This is a genomic window from Flammeovirga yaeyamensis, from assembly GCF_018736045.1.
GTDB classification, from domain to species: domain Bacteria; phylum Bacteroidota; class Bacteroidia; order Cytophagales; family Flammeovirgaceae; genus Flammeovirga; species Flammeovirga yaeyamensis.
On the sequence record NZ_CP076132.1, the window covers coordinates 87,766 to 107,364 of the forward strand.

Here is a 19,599-nt window from a genome sequence, read left to right on the forward strand (position 1 = left end):
TTATATTAAACCTCAATTTGATATTAATAATCAATCCTTTCTTTTGTAGATGTTACTTAAAACCTATTTTTTCCCATGCGAAAACTGATTATCGCTTCAATATTATTGATCGCTTTATTACTGACTTGGACCCATTCTTGGCTATTTATACCTAAACCATTTATTGATGATGACAGCATTGCTCAGTATCAATTAGATTCTTTAGGAAGAGGACACTTCGTATATCATAAAAACTTCATTTCAAAACAAAAAGATGGTTTATGGGAGTTGTATACAGAAGGTAGTCCATTTGATATTGGTTATGCCACAGGAGTACTAACCAAAGAACTATTTCATGATCACGAAGAAGCGTTTATATCTAAAATTATAGAACACTCTCCTTTTAATTCCGATCTTGGAGTACGTTTATATCATTCTTTATTTCATCGACATGTAGACAATAATATACTTCCTGAGTATAAAGAAGAGATCTACGGGTTAGCGCAACATGCTAAAAAAGAATATGCTCCTTTTGGTAATAATTATCAAAGGGTATTAAACTATCATGGTTTGTATGATTTAGAAAGAAGCTTTGATGATGTCGAATTGAATAGTTCCGTTTCTTTTGCCATAAGTCCACAACATACCAACGGTAATGGAGTGCTTATCGGAAGAAACTTTGAATATGATATAAATAAAGATTTTCAGAGAGAAAAAATTATTCATTTTGTCAAGCCTGATGAAGGGTTTAAGTTTGCTTCTATTACTTGGGGGGGATTTATTGGTACGGTAACAGGAATGAACGAGATGGGATTAACAGTTTCAACACACCCCATAAAATCTGACTTCCCGACCAATGCTACATACCCTGTTTCTATCATTGGAAGAGAAATTCTTCAGTACGCCATGACGGCAGATGAAGCCTATAACATTGCATTAACCAAAAAAAGTTATGTGATTGAAAGTTTTTTAGTTTCCTCGGCTTTTGATTCCTCGGCTGTATTAATTGAAATGACTCCGACAGGTGTAGATTCTATTCATCTTACTTCAGACGATGCTTTGGTCGCTACAAATCATTTACAGAATACTCGCTTAAGTGAAGGGGAGATCTACGACTTAAATCACGCTACCTATTATAAATCCATAAGATTGAAAGAACTTATCTATAACCAATCTTCTTTTGATGTAAACACTGTAGCCAGTATTCTAAGAGATACAAAAGGATTTGAAAACACCACAATTGGTTTTGGTAATCATAAATCGATCAATGCCCTTAATTTACATCACTCGGTAATATTTAAGCCCAAAACCCGACAAATGTGGGTGTCAACACATCATCGTCAGTTAGGAAAATATTATTGTTACAACTTAGATTCTGTTTTTTCGAATATCAATTCTCCTAAACATTCTCTTGCCTCTGAAGAACACACACTTTCAGAAGCAGAATTTATCTACTCTCAAGAATATAGAAACTATCATTCCTATAAATCATTTGTAGAATTAATCTCAAAATGGAGACCTCAAGACGAGCCTTTTAAAGATAAAGAGTTGATGCACTTTAAACGCTTGAACCCAGAGTCTTTCGAAACTTACGAACACCTCGGGGATTATTACACCAAATTACAAGATTGGGATATGGCTGAAATTAATTATCGAATTGCTTTAAGTAAAGAGGTGAGTTCGATAGATCTGAAAAATAAGATTGAAAAGAAACTCTACAGCATCAATTATTAATTGATGTTGACCCAAACAAAAAATTCTATGCTTAGATCTATCAACTAAACATAGAATTTTTTTGATTACAGTTTTGAGAATTTTTGATGATAGTCAATTCCCAAATATATTTTTACTGCATAGGCAATTACTAATTTATTTTAAATGAAATTGGAATTACCATTCTCTGACGAACGATTCTTCCTCTTTGCTCTGCTGGAGTCCATTTTGGAGACATCTTTAAAACTCTTAAAGCTTCTTCGTCCAAACCTGCACCTAAGCCTTTTACCACTTTAAAATCGGTAAGGCTACCATCTTTTCCAACAACAAATTGAACATAGACTTTTCCTTCTACACCCATTCTCATTGCTTGTTTTGGATACTTAATCGATTTGCTCAAGAACTTATAGAACTTACCAACACCTCCTCTGAACTCTGCTTTTTTCTGAACTACATCATGGATATAATCTGTAACTTCCTCATCAGGTTCATCAGTGTAATCATCTTCGATGACTTCAATTTCAGTATCGGTATCAAATTCTTGAATATCGATGTCAATATCTGGTAAATCTTCATTATTATCGACTACCTCAATCTTTTCAGGAATGAAAATCTTTTTTGGTTGTACCTTAGGTTTGATAATATCAATATCAACAATACTATCGTATTCAGAAGGATCCATTCTTTCATAATCATCTAGATTCATTAAAACGGTGTTGGAAGTAGGCGTCTCAAAAGCTGCAAATACAGTGATCATCGCCATAGATACACCAATCAGTCTAAAGAAATTAGTAAACTTACTTAGATTGACATTATCATACTTTTTAATCAATTCGTCTTGATCGATCCGGGGAGGTCTTTCTTCACGCCTCCGGATCACCACCCGGAAAACTTGAATCATACCAATAAGCGTAACAACGAAGGCAATCAATACTCCTTCTAGTCCAATAGTTTTTAAAATTTCAATCATAATCATGTGATTTGTAGAGATATACAAAATATATCTCCTGGTGAACAGATTTATTGAAAAGAGGCCTCTTAGCAGCTAAGCCAGAAGAAAAATAATTTTCATCTATCTCAGATTGCATATTCCAATGTAGAAGATAAGTAGGAGGGATGACAACGGTTTTTATGAACTTAACACCAAAACAGTAATAATTTACATTGATTAACATCGATTTTAGGAATCGTCTTAAATAATTTAAAATAAAAAATGTTAATCAGTCACATAGTCGAAAATTTATATCAAAAACAAAATACAACTCAGTATAAAATTCGTGTAAATTTAAAATTAACGGAATATTAATAAAATATATTACTCATCTTAATAGAAGAAGAAGTTAACAAGAAATACTTAAGCTGATTATATAACTTACAGGAATCAGAGGGGTTTCACCACCTCTTTAAGGAGGAATATTTCAAATAGGTTTATCATTTATCAATACATTATATATTGACTTATATCCACTTGTTGGAAGCAGAGGGGTTACATCACCTCTTAAAAATGTAAGCTTTAATAATATTCTAGTTAATGAAAAAGGTCTGCATTATTTAATTTACCTCTTACTTATTACCTATTACTTATTCCATATTCCCTCAAACTTCCCAAAAAACATCCCACATCAAACATCTCACATCAAACATCCCACATCCCACATCCCCTAGTTTCTCGGCAAAGTCGCATACTTCCCCAATCTATCCATATAACTGTCTTTTGATAAGTTCACTCCAAGAGTAAATTCTAAAATAGGATAAATGGAGGTCGACCGATCTACGGTAGGGTAATACAATACATTCAATGTGATATTATCTGATGACTTCATAATTCGTCCTCTTCTATTTAAAGAGGCTTTCTCGCCGAAGGGGATAGCAATTGATGAAGAAACGAAGCCAAAGTGTTCCAATCGTTCATTTTGATAAAAAGGCGTCCAACCTGCTCCGAATTTGATGATTTCCAATTTCAGTTCAGCAGAAAGGTATCCTCTCTGACTATTCTTATTCCAAACATACCCTGCCGTTGTAATAAAGGCATTATTACTTAAAGGGTTACTCCATATATATTGTCCGAAAGTCTCTATTAATGGATAATGCTGTTGAAAAAGGCTAATCTCATCCTCAGATTTTAGGAGGTGTTGTAAATGCTTTGCAGAGAAACTTACTATAAAATGCTCATGGGTGAAATAACTTAATCCAACTCCAATATCAACTGTTCCTTCTGTACGACTATTTAATGAATAGGAGGGGGATGAAGCATTTTGAGCGTTATTTGGGTTTAACTGACTATAGTATACCCCAATTTCATCACCTAAACTATATTGTTCATATCCTAAGGATAATCCCATGGAAAACCCGTAATTACGATCTCGAATCACATAGGATATAGGTAAGGTTATATTCTGATAATTGATAATGCTTTCATTGGATGTCTCCGAAAGGAGTGGATATTTAATTTGCTGATAATTCATGCCAATACCCCAAGTATTCTCTCCTTGTTTTGGTAATAGACCAACTTCTGCTCCTGCATTGAAATAACTATACTTCTGATTCGATCCAGCATACCTCACTGCGGCCTTATATTTATTGGCTGATGTCGACAACAAGGCAGGGTTTTGTACTGAATTTAACCAAAAAGGGTTTCCTGAAGGAACATCTTGAGCGAATACTCCTCTAAAACCACCGAGCAATATGATGATGAATAAATACTTCATTAGGGAGTAACGATAAAGGTGGATTTAAAACTTTCGGAAAAGCCGTCGGTATATACAATAGAAAAAATAGCGGTGTAAAACTGATCCGTAAGCTCTTCATCATCTCCAAAAACAAAAAGGGGATCTTCTGAAGAAAATACTCGATTCTGATTTTCTGAATACACTTCTACTTTAAAATCCTGAAAGGTAATTTGATCTCTTATTTTAATCTTAAAGTGACTATCCTCAAAAGCGGATGGATGTAAGGAAACAGCCGTGGGTACTTTTATTCTAGGAAAATAATCTACTTTAATGAGCTGAAGGGTATCTTTTCCGTCATCACATACTTGCCCACCACTTGCATCTGTAGCCGAAAGTACCACCGAATAATCTTTAAATGAGGAGGTGTTGGCTTTATCATAATTTGATGTTGAAAAGGTATATTCAAAGTCTTCATCACTTTCTAAGGTAAATTCATCAATAAGCTGATTGTCTTCATACACTTGCCAATTATGTTGATCAGTATTGATAGAGCTATCTGCATAAAATATCAATCGCCCATATTCCTCCGTCCAAGAAGAATAATTGGATGAAATAAAAGCTTTAGGTTGAGGTGGAACCACACTTATTTCATCAATAGTTCTATTCTTTAAGCAAGATGAATTTCTAGACGACTCTAAAAACATTTCAAAATGTAGGGAGTCTTCCAAAGGTCTATCGATAATTAGATTAGAGAGTGTACCTATATTATTTTCTATCGTTAATGCTTGCTCTCTAAAAAAATTACCATTCACATATATCCTTACTACTTCTTTTGTAACAATATCTCCTGTTGTTTTAAAATTGATGTTGAGCTGATGACAAGTATAAATTAAATCCTCATCGGGATTGAATATTAAGATTCTCTCTATTACATCAAACACATCTACTTCCACAGTATTTGAAGTTACTTGAGACATATTATCTATCATCTCAACGGTTATTTGATGCACACGAGCAGTTAACGCATCAGTAATATCAATACCTATTCTTGTTTCGGTAGGTGAGGCACTCACTACATTTCCTAATACACCAATTTGATTAATACCAGAAATAGAATGATACGATTGCCCGGCCTCATGATTTACTGTGAGAATAATTTCTCTCACATCATCGGCTTCATAAATACAAAAAGCGGAAGGATTGGATTGTATATCAAAACCAAAAGTAGTTACGCTTATCAGAAGTAGAAGTAGTAAGCAATAGTATTTCATTAATTATTAATACAATGAAAAGTAATGATAGTATTCAATATCAAGTTTATCAAAACATATGCCTTATTTCAATATTTGAAACAGGCTTAACAAACTATGGTGTTATCTAATATAAGAATTTAATACGATCTTTTCACTTCAGTGAGAATGCTGAAAGTATAAAAAAACGCAGCCAATATATTGACTACGTTTTTTTGATTTTCCCCTTAGATAGTTTTCTTACTTTAAAAAGTCAGATGATTATAATTAATACGGTGTGACTTGCACCACTATCCTTGTTTCTGAATTCGTTGTAAATGGAATACTTTCTTCCACAACAATGGCTTCTTTTTTCTGAAGAAGTGCTGTACCGGTTCCCACGGCTGCACCCACAGCTGCTCCAATTCCAGCTGCTTTTCCTTTATCTTCTTTTACACTTACAGCTCCAACACCTGTACCCGCTGCTGCTCCTGCTCCTGCTTTGGCTAATGTTTTTCCTGTATTACTTTTTCCTTCGAACTTTACCACATTAGAAGATAATGCATATGAATTACCTTTCATTTCTAATGACTCAAGCTCTAAATGAAGTTTCGAACGACCAATTAATTTTTTTTGATTTTGAGCCAATACCACTTTGGCTTTTACTTTTGTCCCTTTAGGTACAATTTCCTTTCTATTTTTTATGATTGCTTTATCCAATCTAAGATCTACAATATCGCCTGTAGATACTTTTTCGGTACTTATTGGCTTTGTAGGAGTAGCAGATAATTCCGTTCCTTCCTGAATGAAATAACGAACATCAATAGGTTTACTTTTCTCTTTTTTGACGATTTTTTTTACCTCTTCTTTTTTCTTCTCTTTTACTGGTATTTCTTCATAAACTAGATCAGAAGAAGTTGCTTTATCCTTTTTATCACATGAAAAAAAGACGGCACTAAAAAGTGCTGAAATTATTAGTAGTTGTTTCGTACAGTACATATAAAAAATGATTTATTGTAGTTCAAATATTGGGGAAAATCTAAACTCGATTTTTAATTCCCAATACTGATGCCACAATAAATCATTCTTCGTTTTACAGTATGTTATTCTATAGAATTAGCGAAAAAAGTACTATTCTTATAAAAAATATTACTTTTTAGAGGGTAATATTTTCCCAGTAGCTTCGCCAAAACCAATTCGAAGTCCGTCTTTCTCACACCATCCTTTCATGATAATCGTATCGTTATCTTCCAAGAATGTTCTCTGAGATCCATCCGATAATGTAATCGGTTCTGTGCCATTCCACGTCAACTCCAATAAAGAACCAAAACTGTCTTTCGTTGGTCCCGATATGGTTCCAGATGCACACATATCACCTACGTTTAAATTACAGCCATTGACTGTTTGATGTGCCAATTGTTGACTCATACTCCAATACAAATATTTAAAGTTAGAGTTACAAATTACCTGAGGAGCCAATCCTTCCGGCTGTAAACTTACCTCCAATTGAATATCAAATGCTCTCGGTCCAGTTGTTTGTAAATAAGGAAGTGGGGTAGGCGACTGTTCTGGTCCAGCTACTCTAAATGGAGCTAAAGCTTCCATCGTTACGACCCAAGGAGAAACCGTCGATCCGAAGTTTTTACCCAGAAATGGTCCCAATGGAACATATTCCCATTTCTGAATATCTCTTGCCGACCAATCGTTAAACAGCATCATTCCAAAAATATAATCTTCTGCCTCTTCTGCTTCTACAGTATCTCCCAAAGCAGTGGATTTACCAACCACAAAAGCCATTTCTAATTCTATATCCATTCGAGACGATGGTCCATAAACGGGTGCATCGGCATTAGGAGGCATCTTTTGTCCTTTTGGTCTGTGTAAATCTGTTCCCGATACCACAATAGAAGAAGCCCTGCCATGATACCCCACCGGAATATGTTTCCAGTTCGGCATTAATGCATTGTCCTTTCCTCTAAACATAATTCCTACGTTAGTAGCATGTTCTTCTGATGAATAAAAGTCGGTATAATCGCCGATCTGAATAGGAATATAAAGTGTTGCATCACTTTGATTGACTAGATAAGAAGCATCAATTGTTGTGTTTCCTTCGGATAGTAAATCAAATAGTTCGGTTCTAACGGATTGATGTACCTCTTTTCCAAGTGCCATAAAATCATTCAATACTTCTGATGAAAAAACACTTTTATCAGCAATAGATAAGTGCTTTGCTGCTTTTTCTAAATCAAGTATTTGATGTCCAATAGCTACGCCTACTCTTTTTTGAGGATGGTCATTCGTTGAAAAAATACCATAAGGTAGGTTCTGAATTGGGAAGTCCGATCCTTCAGGAACGTCTACCCAAGACTTTGCATCAGGTTGATGTGTTTTGTTTATCATAGATGTGTTTATAGGTTTGGTCGATCTTTTTAAGATCCTGTGTTTGTGTCGTTGTAAATATTTTCCCTAAAATAAGCAGGAAGTTGAAATATTTAAATCTTGATGCTAAAATAACTTCATTCCTATACTTTAGTTTAAGGGAATATCGTCTTCTTTTATTGTTCATCAATTTATTTGATGTTGATTTATGAAATCTCCTAATCCAATAAATCATTACCTATATTTGTTGAAGAGAATTACTTATCATTTTTTATCAATTGAAATAGTATGTCAACTAAACTACTTTTACTAATTGGAGCATTGTTTATTATTGCTTCTACCTTTATCAAGGTACAATTCGGTGCCGATACCATCGTGACTGTTTTAAAGTTTATTGGTTTATTTTTAATCGTTGGTAGTTTCGTGAAGATCCTCATTCAGAATATCAAAAAGTAAATATTAAACTCTTGATCGTATTTTTTGGTTATTCAATTAACTATCCATTATTCATTTTGTGAATTCTATTTTTTTTAAGTTAATTAGATACATACCATCGAATTAGCTATTTGATTTCAACAATAGTACAAACACCTACTTTTATGGAAAATGCAATTATTACTTCAGATCAGAACATTCAAAATATTGAAGATATATTCATTCATTTAAAGAAGAATAGACAAGGCATTAAGGATACGACTGCCAAAACGAGAATCAAGAAATTGAAACTCCTGGAGAAGTATATTCTTGATCACCGATCTGATATTCAAAATGCAATCCATAAAGATTTTAATAAGAATCCGATAGAAACGGATGCAACAGAAATTCTTTCTACACTTGGTCTTTTAAGACATGCAAGAAAGAATCTGAAGAAATGGATGAAGCCAAATAAAGTGGGAACTCCTATTAGTATGTTGGGTACTTCTTCAAAGGTGATATACGAACCAAAAGGAGCTTGTTTGATTATTTCCCCGTGGAACTATCCTTTCTACCTGGCAATGGGGCCATTAATTTACGCTATTGCTGCTGGAAATACGGTGGCATTAAAACCTTCCGAGATATCATCAAATACTTCTTTATTTATTGAGAAAATGATAAAGGATCTTTTTCCTGATAATGAAGTGAAAGTGGTGTTAGGTGGCGTGGAAACATCAACAAAATTATTGGAACTTAAATTCGATCATATCTTCTTTACCGGAAGTCCGCAAGTGGGGAAAGTGATCATGAATGCGGCATCAAAGAATCTTTCTTCTGTTACTTTAGAATTGGGAGGGAAATCGCCTACAGTCGTACTAAATGATGCCGATTTAAAAGATGCTTCCGATAAAATTACTTGGGGTAAGTTTATCAATGCCGGACAGACTTGTATTGCTCCCGACTACTGTTTAGTTCCAAAAGAATCGGAAGCTGAATTTGTCGATCAAATGCAAAATACCATTAACGAGTTTTATTCTCCGGATGGTGAAGTAATCGAACTTTCGAAGGATTTTGCCAGAATTATATCCAATAAACATTTTATCCGTTTGCAACATCTAATTAACGATGCTGCCGAAAAAGGGGCTACAGTAATGATGAACGGTGAAATGCATGAGGAAACAAGATATATTCCTCCTACATTACTCACCAACGTTACCGACGACATGCTGATTATGCAGGAAGAGATTTTCGGACCCATCCTACCGATCAAAACCTACAAAAATGTGGATGAAGCTTTAGAATATATCGCTTCTAAAGAGAAACCTCTGGCACTTTATGTATTCGGTCAAAAGAAAAAAGATATACAATATGTTATTCATCACTCCACTGCGGGTGGAACATCTATTAACGATACTGTACTTCATATCAATAATCCTGAACTGCCTTTTGGTGGCGTAAACAATAGTGGTATTGGTAAATCGCATGGTATCTATGGATTTATGGGATTCAGTAATCAAAGGGCTATTCTTAAAAATAGAGTGGGGATGACGGGTATCAAACCTATCTATCCTCCGTATGGTGATTTGGCATCCAAGCTGTTGGATTTTATCATCAAAAAGTTCTAAAAAATAAAATATTAAATCTCTTTATAAGGTTGTTTCATTACTGAATGATTCAACCTTTTTTTAGGGATTTTATTTTCGCTTTTCCCTTCTATTAATGAATACAATAAATCAATAATAGATATGAAAGGTTTTAATTATTTTAAAAAGGTATTATCAGTTTTAACTGTATTTATCGTGCTTTTTAGCTCAAGTGCAAATGCCTGTTCTTTCTTTAAATTTCATGCAAACGGCAATACTTATATAGGGAGAACTATGGAGCTTCCTGTGGAATTAGCAGAGCAAATCGTAATTGTACCTAGAGACTATAACTTTTATAACCTCAAAGTAAAATATGGCTTTACAGGTATAGAACATGGAAATACAGGATTAATGAGTTCTGGATTAAATGAACATGGATTGAATATTGAAGCACTCGCTTTATTTGAAAGTAATTATGCTCCGGTTGGTGAAGGAGATATTAACCAACAACAAGTGGTAAGTTATGTGTTGGGTAATGCGAAAAGTGTGGATGAAGCTATTGAATTACTTAAAAAAACTAAGGTAGAAGGTTCGAAATTATCATTAATGAAAGATATCGAACTTGGAATACACTTCGCGATTACAGATGGTAAAAGATCTGTAGTTGTTGAATACATCAATGGAAAAGGAACTCCAGAAATTTATGAAAATAAACTAGGAGTGATGACGAACGATCCAAGATATCCAACTCAAGAATTAATGGCAATGTCTCTTATTAATGGTGATTTAGAAAGTGGAACAACTACTTTTTCTGAAGAAAACTTTATGGGATTTGATAGAACCCCTCAGGGACGTTTCCAACAATTAGTTGCTCTGAATTATACTCAAGATTTAACTCGTGTAAAAACTGATTTTGATGCAATCAATAGAGCATGGGCTATGGTCAATTCTGTAGAAATAGTACAAGGTTCTCTTTATTGGAGATTTGTTGATGAAAAACCTCAAATGACGGGGTATTCTACAGTAATTGATGTAAAAAATAAAGTATATCACTTCAGAACATATGATAACATGGATATCAGAAAAGTAGATGTCAATGCGATTGATTTCGCAACGGTGGCTTATCAAACACAAGATATTTATAGAACTCAAAGCGAGTACAAGGATATTAAAATCAATAATGTTCGATAAAGAATTAATTTCTTTTTGACTGAAAATAGATCATAAACACAAATGAGGCTGTACCACTACAAAATGATACAGCCTCATCTTTTTATATGAATAACGTACAAATTACCAAACACGAGGTCGGGAGACCTCTAAAGTTTTTTAGGCGCAAATGACGTCTCACTTAACATTTGCGCCAGTGTAGACGAACCAAACTTATTAGTTATTACCTATTAATTATTACTTGAAAAATTATTACCTACCTAAGTTTCTCCACCAACTTCCTCACATGATGAAACCTCGGTGCTCTTTCCAATAGCTCATCCAATTGTTTCACATAAGCAGCTACTAATTCAGGTACCTGACTTTTTTGTATCAAGAGATGTTGTCCCACCAACCAATATGCACGTTCTGCAATGCTCATGTTCTCCCCATATTGTTGGTAATGTTTAGGTAGAAGATTGGATAGCCTCCATATCCTCATAAAACCTAAGAAATTTGGGAGCTGTTGGTTAAACGCCATTGCAGCTTCTAATAAAGAGTAATAACTTTTTGGTTTTTCTAGATCGGGATGGAATTTTAGATTCTTAATCAGCATCATCAAATCATTGGCTTTGGCGAACTTCTGTTCCTCCAATAATTTCATCACCATCTGATATAGAAGTCTTGAACCAGACACCTGAAGTTTATCTGCTTCACCAGGAACATAATCTACGAATACAGAAAAAAGCTCTTCGAAAGAATCAGCATTGTCTTCTTCCAAAGCGACTTTCAACATATCGTAGAGTACCCAAGCCATAGCGGCTTGTAAGGATTCATCTTCGGGAGCCAATTCCAACAAACGTCTAGCTGTTATAAAAGCTTCCTGATATTTCCCTTCTTCCCTTAAAGAATATATTTCTGTTACTGAATACACCTTATTTATTTCTTTCATTAAATCGTTGATCTCTATCCTTACGGTTTCTTGAAGTAAGCTTTTTTAAACCTACTTTCACTCCTAAAAGAATAAAGCAAAAACCACCTAATTTTGCATTTTCAGAAAAGTCGACCCCACTTTTCCAATCGTAGTAAGCCAACATAAAAAATGAAATTCCGGCCATTGCGAATATGAAATTCACTAGCCAATCAAATCCTTTTCCCATTTCGTTTAGTTTATTGTTGATTAGTATATCATAAACATACAAAAAAAAGAGTAAGTGATCAGTCAAAAACCTTCCCACTTACTCCTTATATTTTTAAAGATATATACCTTATCTAATAATAGATCCCTCAGACAATTGTCCTGTTGGAGAGATAAACGATAAGCTACCGTCTTTGTCTTCTGCCATCAAAATCATTCCTTGAGATTCTACACCTCTGATTTTTCTTGGAGCCAAGTTCACTAAAACAGAAACTTGTTTTCCGATGATATCTTCAGGAGCAAAGAATTCAGCAATACCACTTACAATCGTTCTTTTATCGATTCCAGTGTCTACTGTAAGTTTTAAAAGCTTCTTCGCTTTCTTCACTTTCTCTGCTTCAAGGATAGTACCTACACGGATATCCATTTTTTGGAAATCATCGAATGATGTTTCCTCTTTTTGAGGTTCAACAGGCTGTTGAGCGATTTTTGTTTTCTCTAATTTTTCAATTTGAGCTTCAATCGTTTTGTCCTCAACTTTGCTGAACAACAACTCTGCAGGAGCAAGGCGGTCATAAGCTGTAATCAATTCTGGATTACCCACTTGATTCCAATCCAATGACTCCATTCCTAACATGTTTTGGATCTTCTTCGCAGTATTTGGTAAGAAAGGATCGATAGTGATCGCCAAGTTACCAGCAATTTGAAGTGCCATGTTCAGAATAGTTTTTACCAATTCTGGATCTTGCTTAAACAATTTCCAAGGCTCAGTATCCGCCAAGTATTTATTACCTAAACGAGCCAATTTCATTGCTTCAATTAAAGCTTCTTTGAATTTGTACTGCTCGATTAATTTCTCCACTCTCAATGGAAGTTCTTTCATCTCTTTAATGATGCCTTCTTCCATTTCAGTAAACTCACCTGCTACAGGTACTTCACCTTTAAAGTATTTGTGCGTTAATACAACGGCTCTGTTGACAAAGTTACCCAAGATAGCTACCAACTCGTTATTTACACGCTCTTGATAATCTTTCCAAGTAAACTCTGAATCTTTATTTTCTGGAGCAATGGATGTCAACACATAACGTAACTCGTCTTCTCTATTTGGTAGATCTTCCAAGTACTCGTGTAACCAAACGGCCCAGTTTCTTGATGTCGATAATTTAGCACCCTCTAAGTTTAAGAACTCATTGGCAGGGACGTTATCAGGAAGAATAAAGTCGCCATGTGCTTTCAAGATAATAGGGAAAATGATACAGTGGAATACGATATTGTCTTTACCAATAAAGTGTACCAATTTAGTATCTGCTTTCTTCCAGTAATCTTCCCAGTTTTTACCTTCTTTAGCGGCCCAATCTTTAGTCGCAGAGATGTAACCAATAGGAGCATCCAACCAAACGTACAATACTTTTCCGTCTGCACCTTCTACTGGAACTTTCACACCCCAATCCAAATCTCTGGTCATCGCTCTTGGCTGTAAACCTTGGTCGATCCAAGACTTACACTGACCCATTACAGAATTTTTCCACTCTTTAGGATCATGGTGAGGTCTACCGTCTAAAGTACCTTCAACAATCCACTCACGTACCCAATCCTCGTGCTTGTTCATTGGCAAGTACCAGTGACGAGTCGTTTTTAAGGTAGGAGTTGCTCCAGTAATCGTCGATTTTGGATCGATTAATTCTGTCGGGCTCAAAGAAGTACCACATTTCTCACACTGATCACCATACGCACTATCATTGCCACAATTTGGACAAGTACCCATGATATAACGATCGGCTAAGAATTGTTTTGCCTCTTCATCATAATATTGTTCCGACTCATTTAATTCAAAATGTCCTTTCTCTTCTAAATTCTTGAAAAAGTCTTGTGCTGTTTCATGGTGGATAGGAGAGGATGTTCTATGGAACAAATCGAAAGAGATACCGAACTTCTCAAAAGTATCACCAATCTGCTTGTTATACTTATCAATAATGTCTTGAGGAGTAATGCCTTCTTTTTGGGCTCTAATTGTAATGGCCGCACCGTGCTCATCACTACCACAAATAAAAGCGACATCTTTTCCTTTCTGACGCAATGATCTAACATAAATATCAGCTGGCAAATATGCACCAGCAATATGCCCAATATGAAGAGGGCCGTTCGCATAAGGTAATGCTGCAGTTACTGTGTATCTATTATAATGTTTTGACATGTAGTGTCTTCTAGTTTTTACAGATCCAACGACTTTTTGTACCGATCGACAAAGTCGATGGCAAAGTTAAAGAATTTGAAGAAGTTTATCACTTGTTTGCCCTTTGAATAACAGATGTTTTGATAAATCAAACGATTTATTGAATCTAAGCCTTAAAACCATCCTAATAAAACCGTAAATCAACATCAATTTCTCCATAGTGGCTTCATTTCTTCTTTCCTTAGTTTCTTAGTTCTTCAGTTTCATACTTCTTTAGTTACTAATATTTGTTTGCACAATAAATCAATTGCCTTACTTTTGCGTTTACCTAAGAAACATATTAATTACTTATGAAAAAGGCGATACATAAAGGCGAGGAATGGTTTGACCAATGGTTCAACACACCATATTATCATATTCTGTATTCCAATAGAGATTTTAAGGAAGCAGAGGAATTTATGAGAGTATTGTCTACTCATCTCGAATTAAAAGCAAACGATAAAGTTCTTGATTTAGCTTGTGGAAAAGGAAGACATTCTATCTTTTTAAATAAGCTAGGTTATGATGTGGAAGGTATTGACTTATCCACAGAAAGTATACATTACGCAAAGCAATTTGAAAACGATACTTTGAAGTTCAATACCCACGATATGAGAGAGTTGTATAAGGAAGAAGAATATGATTATATCTTCAACTTATTCACATCATTTGGCTATTTTGAAACAGAAGAAGAAGATCTTCAAGCATTACAAATGATTGCTCACAGTTTAAAGAAAGGTGGTAAATTTGTACTCGATTATTTCAATACTTATAAAGTCATCAACAGTCTTCCGGAAAAACAGGAGATTAATCGACAAGAAATGACGTTCTATGTGCATAAGTATTTGAAAAATCGCCACGTAATGAAAGAAATTGCTTTTACTGATGAAGGAAAGGACTATTTATTCACAGAAAGGGTAGAAGCGTTGAAAAATAAAGATTTCAGATACCTTTTTGAAGCAGTAAATCTAAAAATTGTTCACACTTACGGAGATTATCAACTGAATAAGTTTGATAGAGAAAATTCTGATCGAATGATCTTTGTGGTTGAAAAGATATAAACAGAATTACGAAATAATTCACAAAAAAAGGCGTCACATTATGCGACGCCTTATTTTTTGATACTTATCAGTTACTATTTTGATAACTGATGGTATCCCTAGTATTTTTCTGAATAGTAATCGCTCCGAAAATACTCAACAAGAAACCAAAGGCATAAAAACCTTTCTCACTTGGTAAGATATCAGCATTAAATAATCCTATGGTTAATAATGCAATTGAAGCAATTAAAGAGAACCAACTTAATCCGTAATACAAGTTAGAAACCTGTATAAATTCTTCTTTATCTCTTACAGATTTTTGTACGGAAATCGCTGAAAACAGTGCGAAAAGGATAACAGTTAAATAATAACCTTTCTCATTCAATAACATTTCAGCTCTAAAAAGACCAATTAAATATCCTCCTAGTCCAACAGCAAAAGCAATCCAAGAAGAAGCGATGTAGGCATTAGATGGTTTAGCACTCATAATTCATTAGTTTCGTGAAAAATCAACAGCTTTGGTATGCTGCCGTTTAAAATCAGACCATTTAGTAATCAGCCTGATAAATCAAGATGCTTGAAAGAGTAATGTTAATTTCATCTTGATTTTTTGTATGGTCTTTCCAACGCATCAAAATAAAATAGGTTGTGAAATGTTTAACAAAAAATGAATATTCACTCATTATTTAACATTTGATAATAAAATAGGTAGCAGGTAGCAGGTAGCAGGTAGCAGGTAGCAGGTAGCAGGTAGCAGGTAGCAGGTAGCAGGTAGCAGGTAGCAGGTAGCAGGTAGCAGGTAGCAGGTAGCAGGTAGCAGGTAGCAGGTAGCAGGTAATTTATTTTTTTAGGTTGAATATTAAAAACTTAGAGTGAACTTTCTAAAGGTAAACAAATAGAAACTATTTAAGGAACTTCTGAAGCAAAAAAGAGGTGATGAAATCCCTCTTTAAAATTGCATAAGACTATCGTATCTTTAATAATTAATTTTCACATAAAATCCTCCATTTTCTCATTTTCCAAAAAGAGGTGGTGCAACCCATCGCTACAAAAACAGAGGAGCGAACCAAACCTGCTACCTGCTACCTAAAAAAATATCAGATGTCGAAAATCTTAAAGTCTAACACAAATCCCTAAGACTTATTAATATTATCCCCCCTAAGCTGTCTAAATCGCTTTCTAGCGTCTACTTCATAGCTCGAGCCCTTAAACTTAATCAGGTGTTCTTTAAAGTAGTGCATAGCCTCTTCTTTGTTCTTTAGGTGGTCCTGATAGATCACACCTAGGAGGTAATTGGCATCATCTGCCCAGATATCGTAACTGTGGAACTCTAGAATTTCTTTTAGAGGTTCTGTAGCTTCTTCGTATTTTCCGAGTTTTATCAACAATTGTGATTTTTCCCAAAGAATTTCATCGGTTAAACGATGTCCTTTAAAAGTCACCAACATTTGATCATAACTTTTCAACGCTTTGTCGTATTGTCCTTGAAATACCAACAAATCTACTTTGGCATATTCTTCCATAGCTAAAGAAGTGGTATCTAAATTCAGATTATCTGCAATAAGTAGTGACAATGCCATAGCATCGTTACTAATTGTTCTAGAAGTGGCCAACTTTAACACATCCAATTGTGATTGTGCCAATCGGAAATCACCTGTGTAATAGTAAAGTTTAGCATTTTTCAATTTTGCTTCATGACCAATCTTTAATTCACGATTACTCTTAGCTACTTGTGAATAAAGTAATGATGCTTCCCAAGGTTCGTCTTTCAGCAAGTAGATATCACCTAAATCCAACTTGGCTTGTGAAACTAATGACTTTGGAATATTTCGATTATCAATAATTTGTTTCAACTCTGTGATGGCAGAATCTTTCTGATTAAGATAAAACGCTTGAAGTAAGGCCATGTTACGCATCGCATCGCCTGTTTGTGCGGTTAATCCCACTTCTTTGATAATTTGTTGGTAATCCTTCACCAAAGATTCAATTTGATTACGATTGATAGGATAGGTGCTTTTTACAATTTCTTCTTTCGTTTCTATCAAGAACTTTCTAGCCACAGGATACACCGCATATTCTTTGTAACGATCCACCAAATACTGGAAGATCTTCTGTGCATTCTTATAATCCTGATTATTCTTCGCTAGTCGACCGATCTCTAAAATCTTATATCCTTCTAGCCTCAAACGTTTATCGAGCGCTCTAGCCTGTATAAACGCCCCGTAGAACTTCTTCTGCTGTAAGTAGTACCAAACGATCATCTCGTTGAATACAGTCATGTCAGCGTTCTTCTGCACCTTTGTCAGCAACTTCGGCTCTAATAGGTCAAATTCTTCTTCTGACGTCAATCTATCTTGTAAAGCAACTTGGACATACTCCAACTGATCCGGCTTCACTGTTAGCAATTTTAAGTACTCATCGATCATCAATTCTTTTTTGTCTGACTTATTGTATAAATCAGCCAATTCGTAAAAGAACATTTCTCCGGATATTTTCTCACCTTCTTTGTAACTGTACTCCGCATAATTGTATAAACCTAGGTCGGCACAATACAAAGCAGTATAACGAAGTTTGGTCGTGTTGTTCACAATTTGTTTGATGTAAGCATGAAAATACTTATCGGCATGCACCGTATCTTTTTCAATCAACTTTACACGACAGTAATCCACCTGATAGGTAGAGTTGCCTGAATTCGACTTCACCAGTTTTTTTAAATATTTATCAGCCTCCTTCAACAACTCCTTTTTTAAAAGGATGCTTAGATAATTTTCGTGGATCTGATTTATCAATTCTTTTTGTTTTACCAGATCACGATATAGTTCCAAGGCTTTATCGTATTCTTCTGTTTTATAATATTCCTGGGCGAGTTCTAACTTCTCTTCTGTTTTATTTTGAGCCAACCCAGTTTGAGTTAAAAGGAAGAGACCTCCGAGACAAAGGAAGAGTATTCTGATTTTTTGAGTAATGGAGGTTTTCAACATTTTCTTAAAAGATAAATAATAGAAAAATAAAAATTTAAAATTCTTTTTTATTGTTATTAGGGCTGTGTATAAGTTGATAAATCGGTTTACTCACAGGAATATTAAGCTTACACACATTTCTATTCAATAGTCCAACACCGCATAATATATACAATAACAGTGTTTTATGGCGCTTTTCAACAATACTAACACAAAAATAGGTACTAAAGTTATTCAGTTAAATACTGTGTTTAGAAGCGCCCTTTTGAGATGAATAACCTTATACACACCAATGTGAATACCGTGAATAAGTCCAATTTGTGAACTATTGTGGATAAAAAGGTCACTTATTAAACATTTCACTCACAAATCACATCCTCTCACAATTACTATGTGAATAATGTTGATAAGGTACAGTATCTTCTTAAGATTGTACAATTACTAACCTTTACATTTATTGATGCCAAGTTTTGATACATTCTATATATGAATATACACAATCCTGACTTTTTTAAATCATTTTATTGATTAAAAATTAATCCACTTCTGTGAATAGTTTTTTGATGATCAATTTTCGATCTCCTTTAATGTTAGATGATCTCTTCTCTTTAATTTTGAATACTTCTTAATGTATTTTACACCCTTTCTTTTAAACACCATGTGAATTATGTTATTGTTGATATGTGTAAAATATAGTATTACAACAGTTATAATTTACTGATATACAGATATATAATGATATTTTACCCTTGTTAATTAACCCATTTTCTGTTTGTATTTACGTTAGTAAATAACAAAACTTAACTTTTGTTGATAAATATGTTGATAAGTACCTAAGTTATCAACAGTTTAAGGAATGTTATGTTGACATTAATGTGCAAAACCTCTAAATCCCTTATAATGAGTACCTAAAGTGTGTATCGAGTTAAACTAGGCCTTAATTGCCCAAAACCTTTGAAATAAGGCCATAAACGCACTTTTTTTAATATTTTTTAAGAAGGTATTATTTGAGTTTATTGATTTTGCAACTTTATAAAAACTTATTCACACATTTTGAGGTCCTAAAGCGTTTTAACAATGGGTTCATTATCAAATTGATAATGTAACATGAAATAGTATATATAGAAAAGCCTT

General features: G+C 34.4%; 15 protein-coding genes. 5 read left to right on the top strand and 10 right to left on the bottom strand.

All coding sequences use genetic code 11. The features are described 5' to 3' along the window. Positions 1 to 75: 75 nt before the first annotated feature. Positions 76 to 1,713, top strand: coding sequence for a C45 family autoproteolytic acyltransferase/hydolase (locus KMW28_RS00315; protein WP_169665795.1), 1,638 nt, complete (start codon positions 76 to 78; stop codon positions 1,711 to 1,713). Between the two features lie 130 nt (positions 1,714 to 1,843). On the opposite strand, the gene KMW28_RS00320 is transcribed toward KMW28_RS00315, so the two are convergent. From KMW28_RS00320 to fahA, 5 genes are all read right to left on the bottom strand, one after another. Continuing rightward, complete coding sequence (locus tag KMW28_RS00320) at positions 1,844 to 2,662, bottom strand: energy transducer TonB (RefSeq protein WP_169665797.1); 819 nt, start codon at positions 2,660 to 2,662, stop codon at positions 1,844 to 1,846. 691 nt (positions 2,663 to 3,353) lie between these two features. Further along, the gene (locus tag KMW28_RS00325; RefSeq protein ID WP_169665799.1) at positions 3,354 to 4,400 is read right to left on the bottom strand and encodes a PorP/SprF family type IX secretion system membrane protein; all 1,047 of its coding nucleotides are present in this window, start codon (positions 4,398 to 4,400) and stop codon (positions 3,354 to 3,356) included. Next, on the bottom strand, positions 4,400 to 5,632 hold the full coding sequence (locus KMW28_RS00330) for a hypothetical protein (RefSeq protein ID WP_169665801.1): 1,233 nt from the start codon (positions 5,630 to 5,632) through the stop codon (positions 4,400 to 4,402). Before KMW28_RS00330 ends, KMW28_RS00325 begins: the two co-directional genes overlap by 1 nt. Positions 5,633 to 5,878: 246 nt before the next feature. Then, positions 5,879 to 6,589, bottom strand: coding sequence for a hypothetical protein (locus KMW28_RS00335; RefSeq protein WP_169665803.1), 711 nt, complete (start codon positions 6,587 to 6,589; stop codon positions 5,879 to 5,881). Positions 6,590 to 6,739: 150 nt separating this feature from the next. Then, positions 6,740 to 7,990, bottom strand: coding sequence for a fumarylacetoacetase (gene fahA, locus KMW28_RS00340; protein WP_169665805.1), 1,251 nt, complete (start codon positions 7,988 to 7,990; stop codon positions 6,740 to 6,742). 267 nt (positions 7,991 to 8,257) lie between these two features. Between fahA and KMW28_RS00345 the strand changes: the two genes are divergently transcribed. The 3 genes from KMW28_RS00345 to KMW28_RS00355 all read left to right on the top strand — a co-directional run bounded on the left by KMW28_RS00345 (position 8,258) and on the right by KMW28_RS00355 (position 11,157). Further along, complete coding sequence (locus KMW28_RS00345) at positions 8,258 to 8,425, top strand: hypothetical protein (RefSeq protein WP_169665807.1); 168 nt, start codon at positions 8,258 to 8,260, stop codon at positions 8,423 to 8,425. A gap of 143 nt (positions 8,426 to 8,568) precedes the next feature. After that, positions 8,569 to 10,008, top strand: a complete 1,440-nt coding sequence (locus tag KMW28_RS00350; RefSeq protein ID WP_169665809.1) for an aldehyde dehydrogenase family protein — start codon at positions 8,569 to 8,571, stop codon at positions 10,006 to 10,008. A gap of 120 nt (positions 10,009 to 10,128) precedes the next feature. Then, entirely contained in the window at positions 10,129 to 11,157 is a 1,029-nt protein-coding gene (locus KMW28_RS00355; RefSeq protein WP_169665811.1) for a linear amide C-N hydrolase, read from the top strand. Between the two features lie 235 nt (positions 11,158 to 11,392). On the opposite strand, the gene KMW28_RS00360 is transcribed toward KMW28_RS00355, so the two are convergent. The 3 genes from KMW28_RS00360 to metG form a co-directional block, all read right to left on the bottom strand. Then, the gene (locus KMW28_RS00360) at positions 11,393 to 12,067 is read right to left on the bottom strand and encodes a hypothetical protein (RefSeq protein WP_169665812.1); all 675 of its coding nucleotides are present in this window, start codon (positions 12,065 to 12,067) and stop codon (positions 11,393 to 11,395) included. Further along, positions 12,051 to 12,275, bottom strand: a complete 225-nt coding sequence (locus KMW28_RS00365; RefSeq protein WP_169665814.1) for a hypothetical protein — start codon at positions 12,273 to 12,275, stop codon at positions 12,051 to 12,053. The genes KMW28_RS00360 and KMW28_RS00365 overlap by 17 nt, the downstream gene beginning before the upstream one ends. A gap of 108 nt (positions 12,276 to 12,383) precedes the next feature. Next, positions 12,384 to 14,447, bottom strand: coding sequence for a methionine--tRNA ligase (gene metG, locus KMW28_RS00370; RefSeq protein WP_169665816.1), 2,064 nt, complete (start codon positions 14,445 to 14,447; stop codon positions 12,384 to 12,386). A gap of 329 nt (positions 14,448 to 14,776) precedes the next feature. Here metG and KMW28_RS00375 point away from each other — a divergent pair, with 329 nt between their 5' ends. Next, positions 14,777 to 15,526, top strand: coding sequence for an SAM-dependent methyltransferase (locus tag KMW28_RS00375; RefSeq protein WP_169665818.1), 750 nt, complete (start codon positions 14,777 to 14,779; stop codon positions 15,524 to 15,526). Between the two features lie 67 nt (positions 15,527 to 15,593). On the opposite strand, the gene yiaA is transcribed toward KMW28_RS00375, so the two are convergent. After that, on the bottom strand, positions 15,594 to 15,992 hold the full coding sequence (gene yiaA, locus KMW28_RS00380) for an inner membrane protein YiaA (RefSeq protein ID WP_169665820.1): 399 nt from the start codon (positions 15,990 to 15,992) through the stop codon (positions 15,594 to 15,596). Positions 15,993 to 16,638: 646 nt separating this feature from the next. Next, positions 16,639 to 18,486, bottom strand: coding sequence for a tetratricopeptide repeat protein (locus KMW28_RS00385; protein ID WP_169665822.1), 1,848 nt, complete (start codon positions 18,484 to 18,486; stop codon positions 16,639 to 16,641). Positions 18,487 to 19,599 lie beyond the last annotated feature (1,113 nt).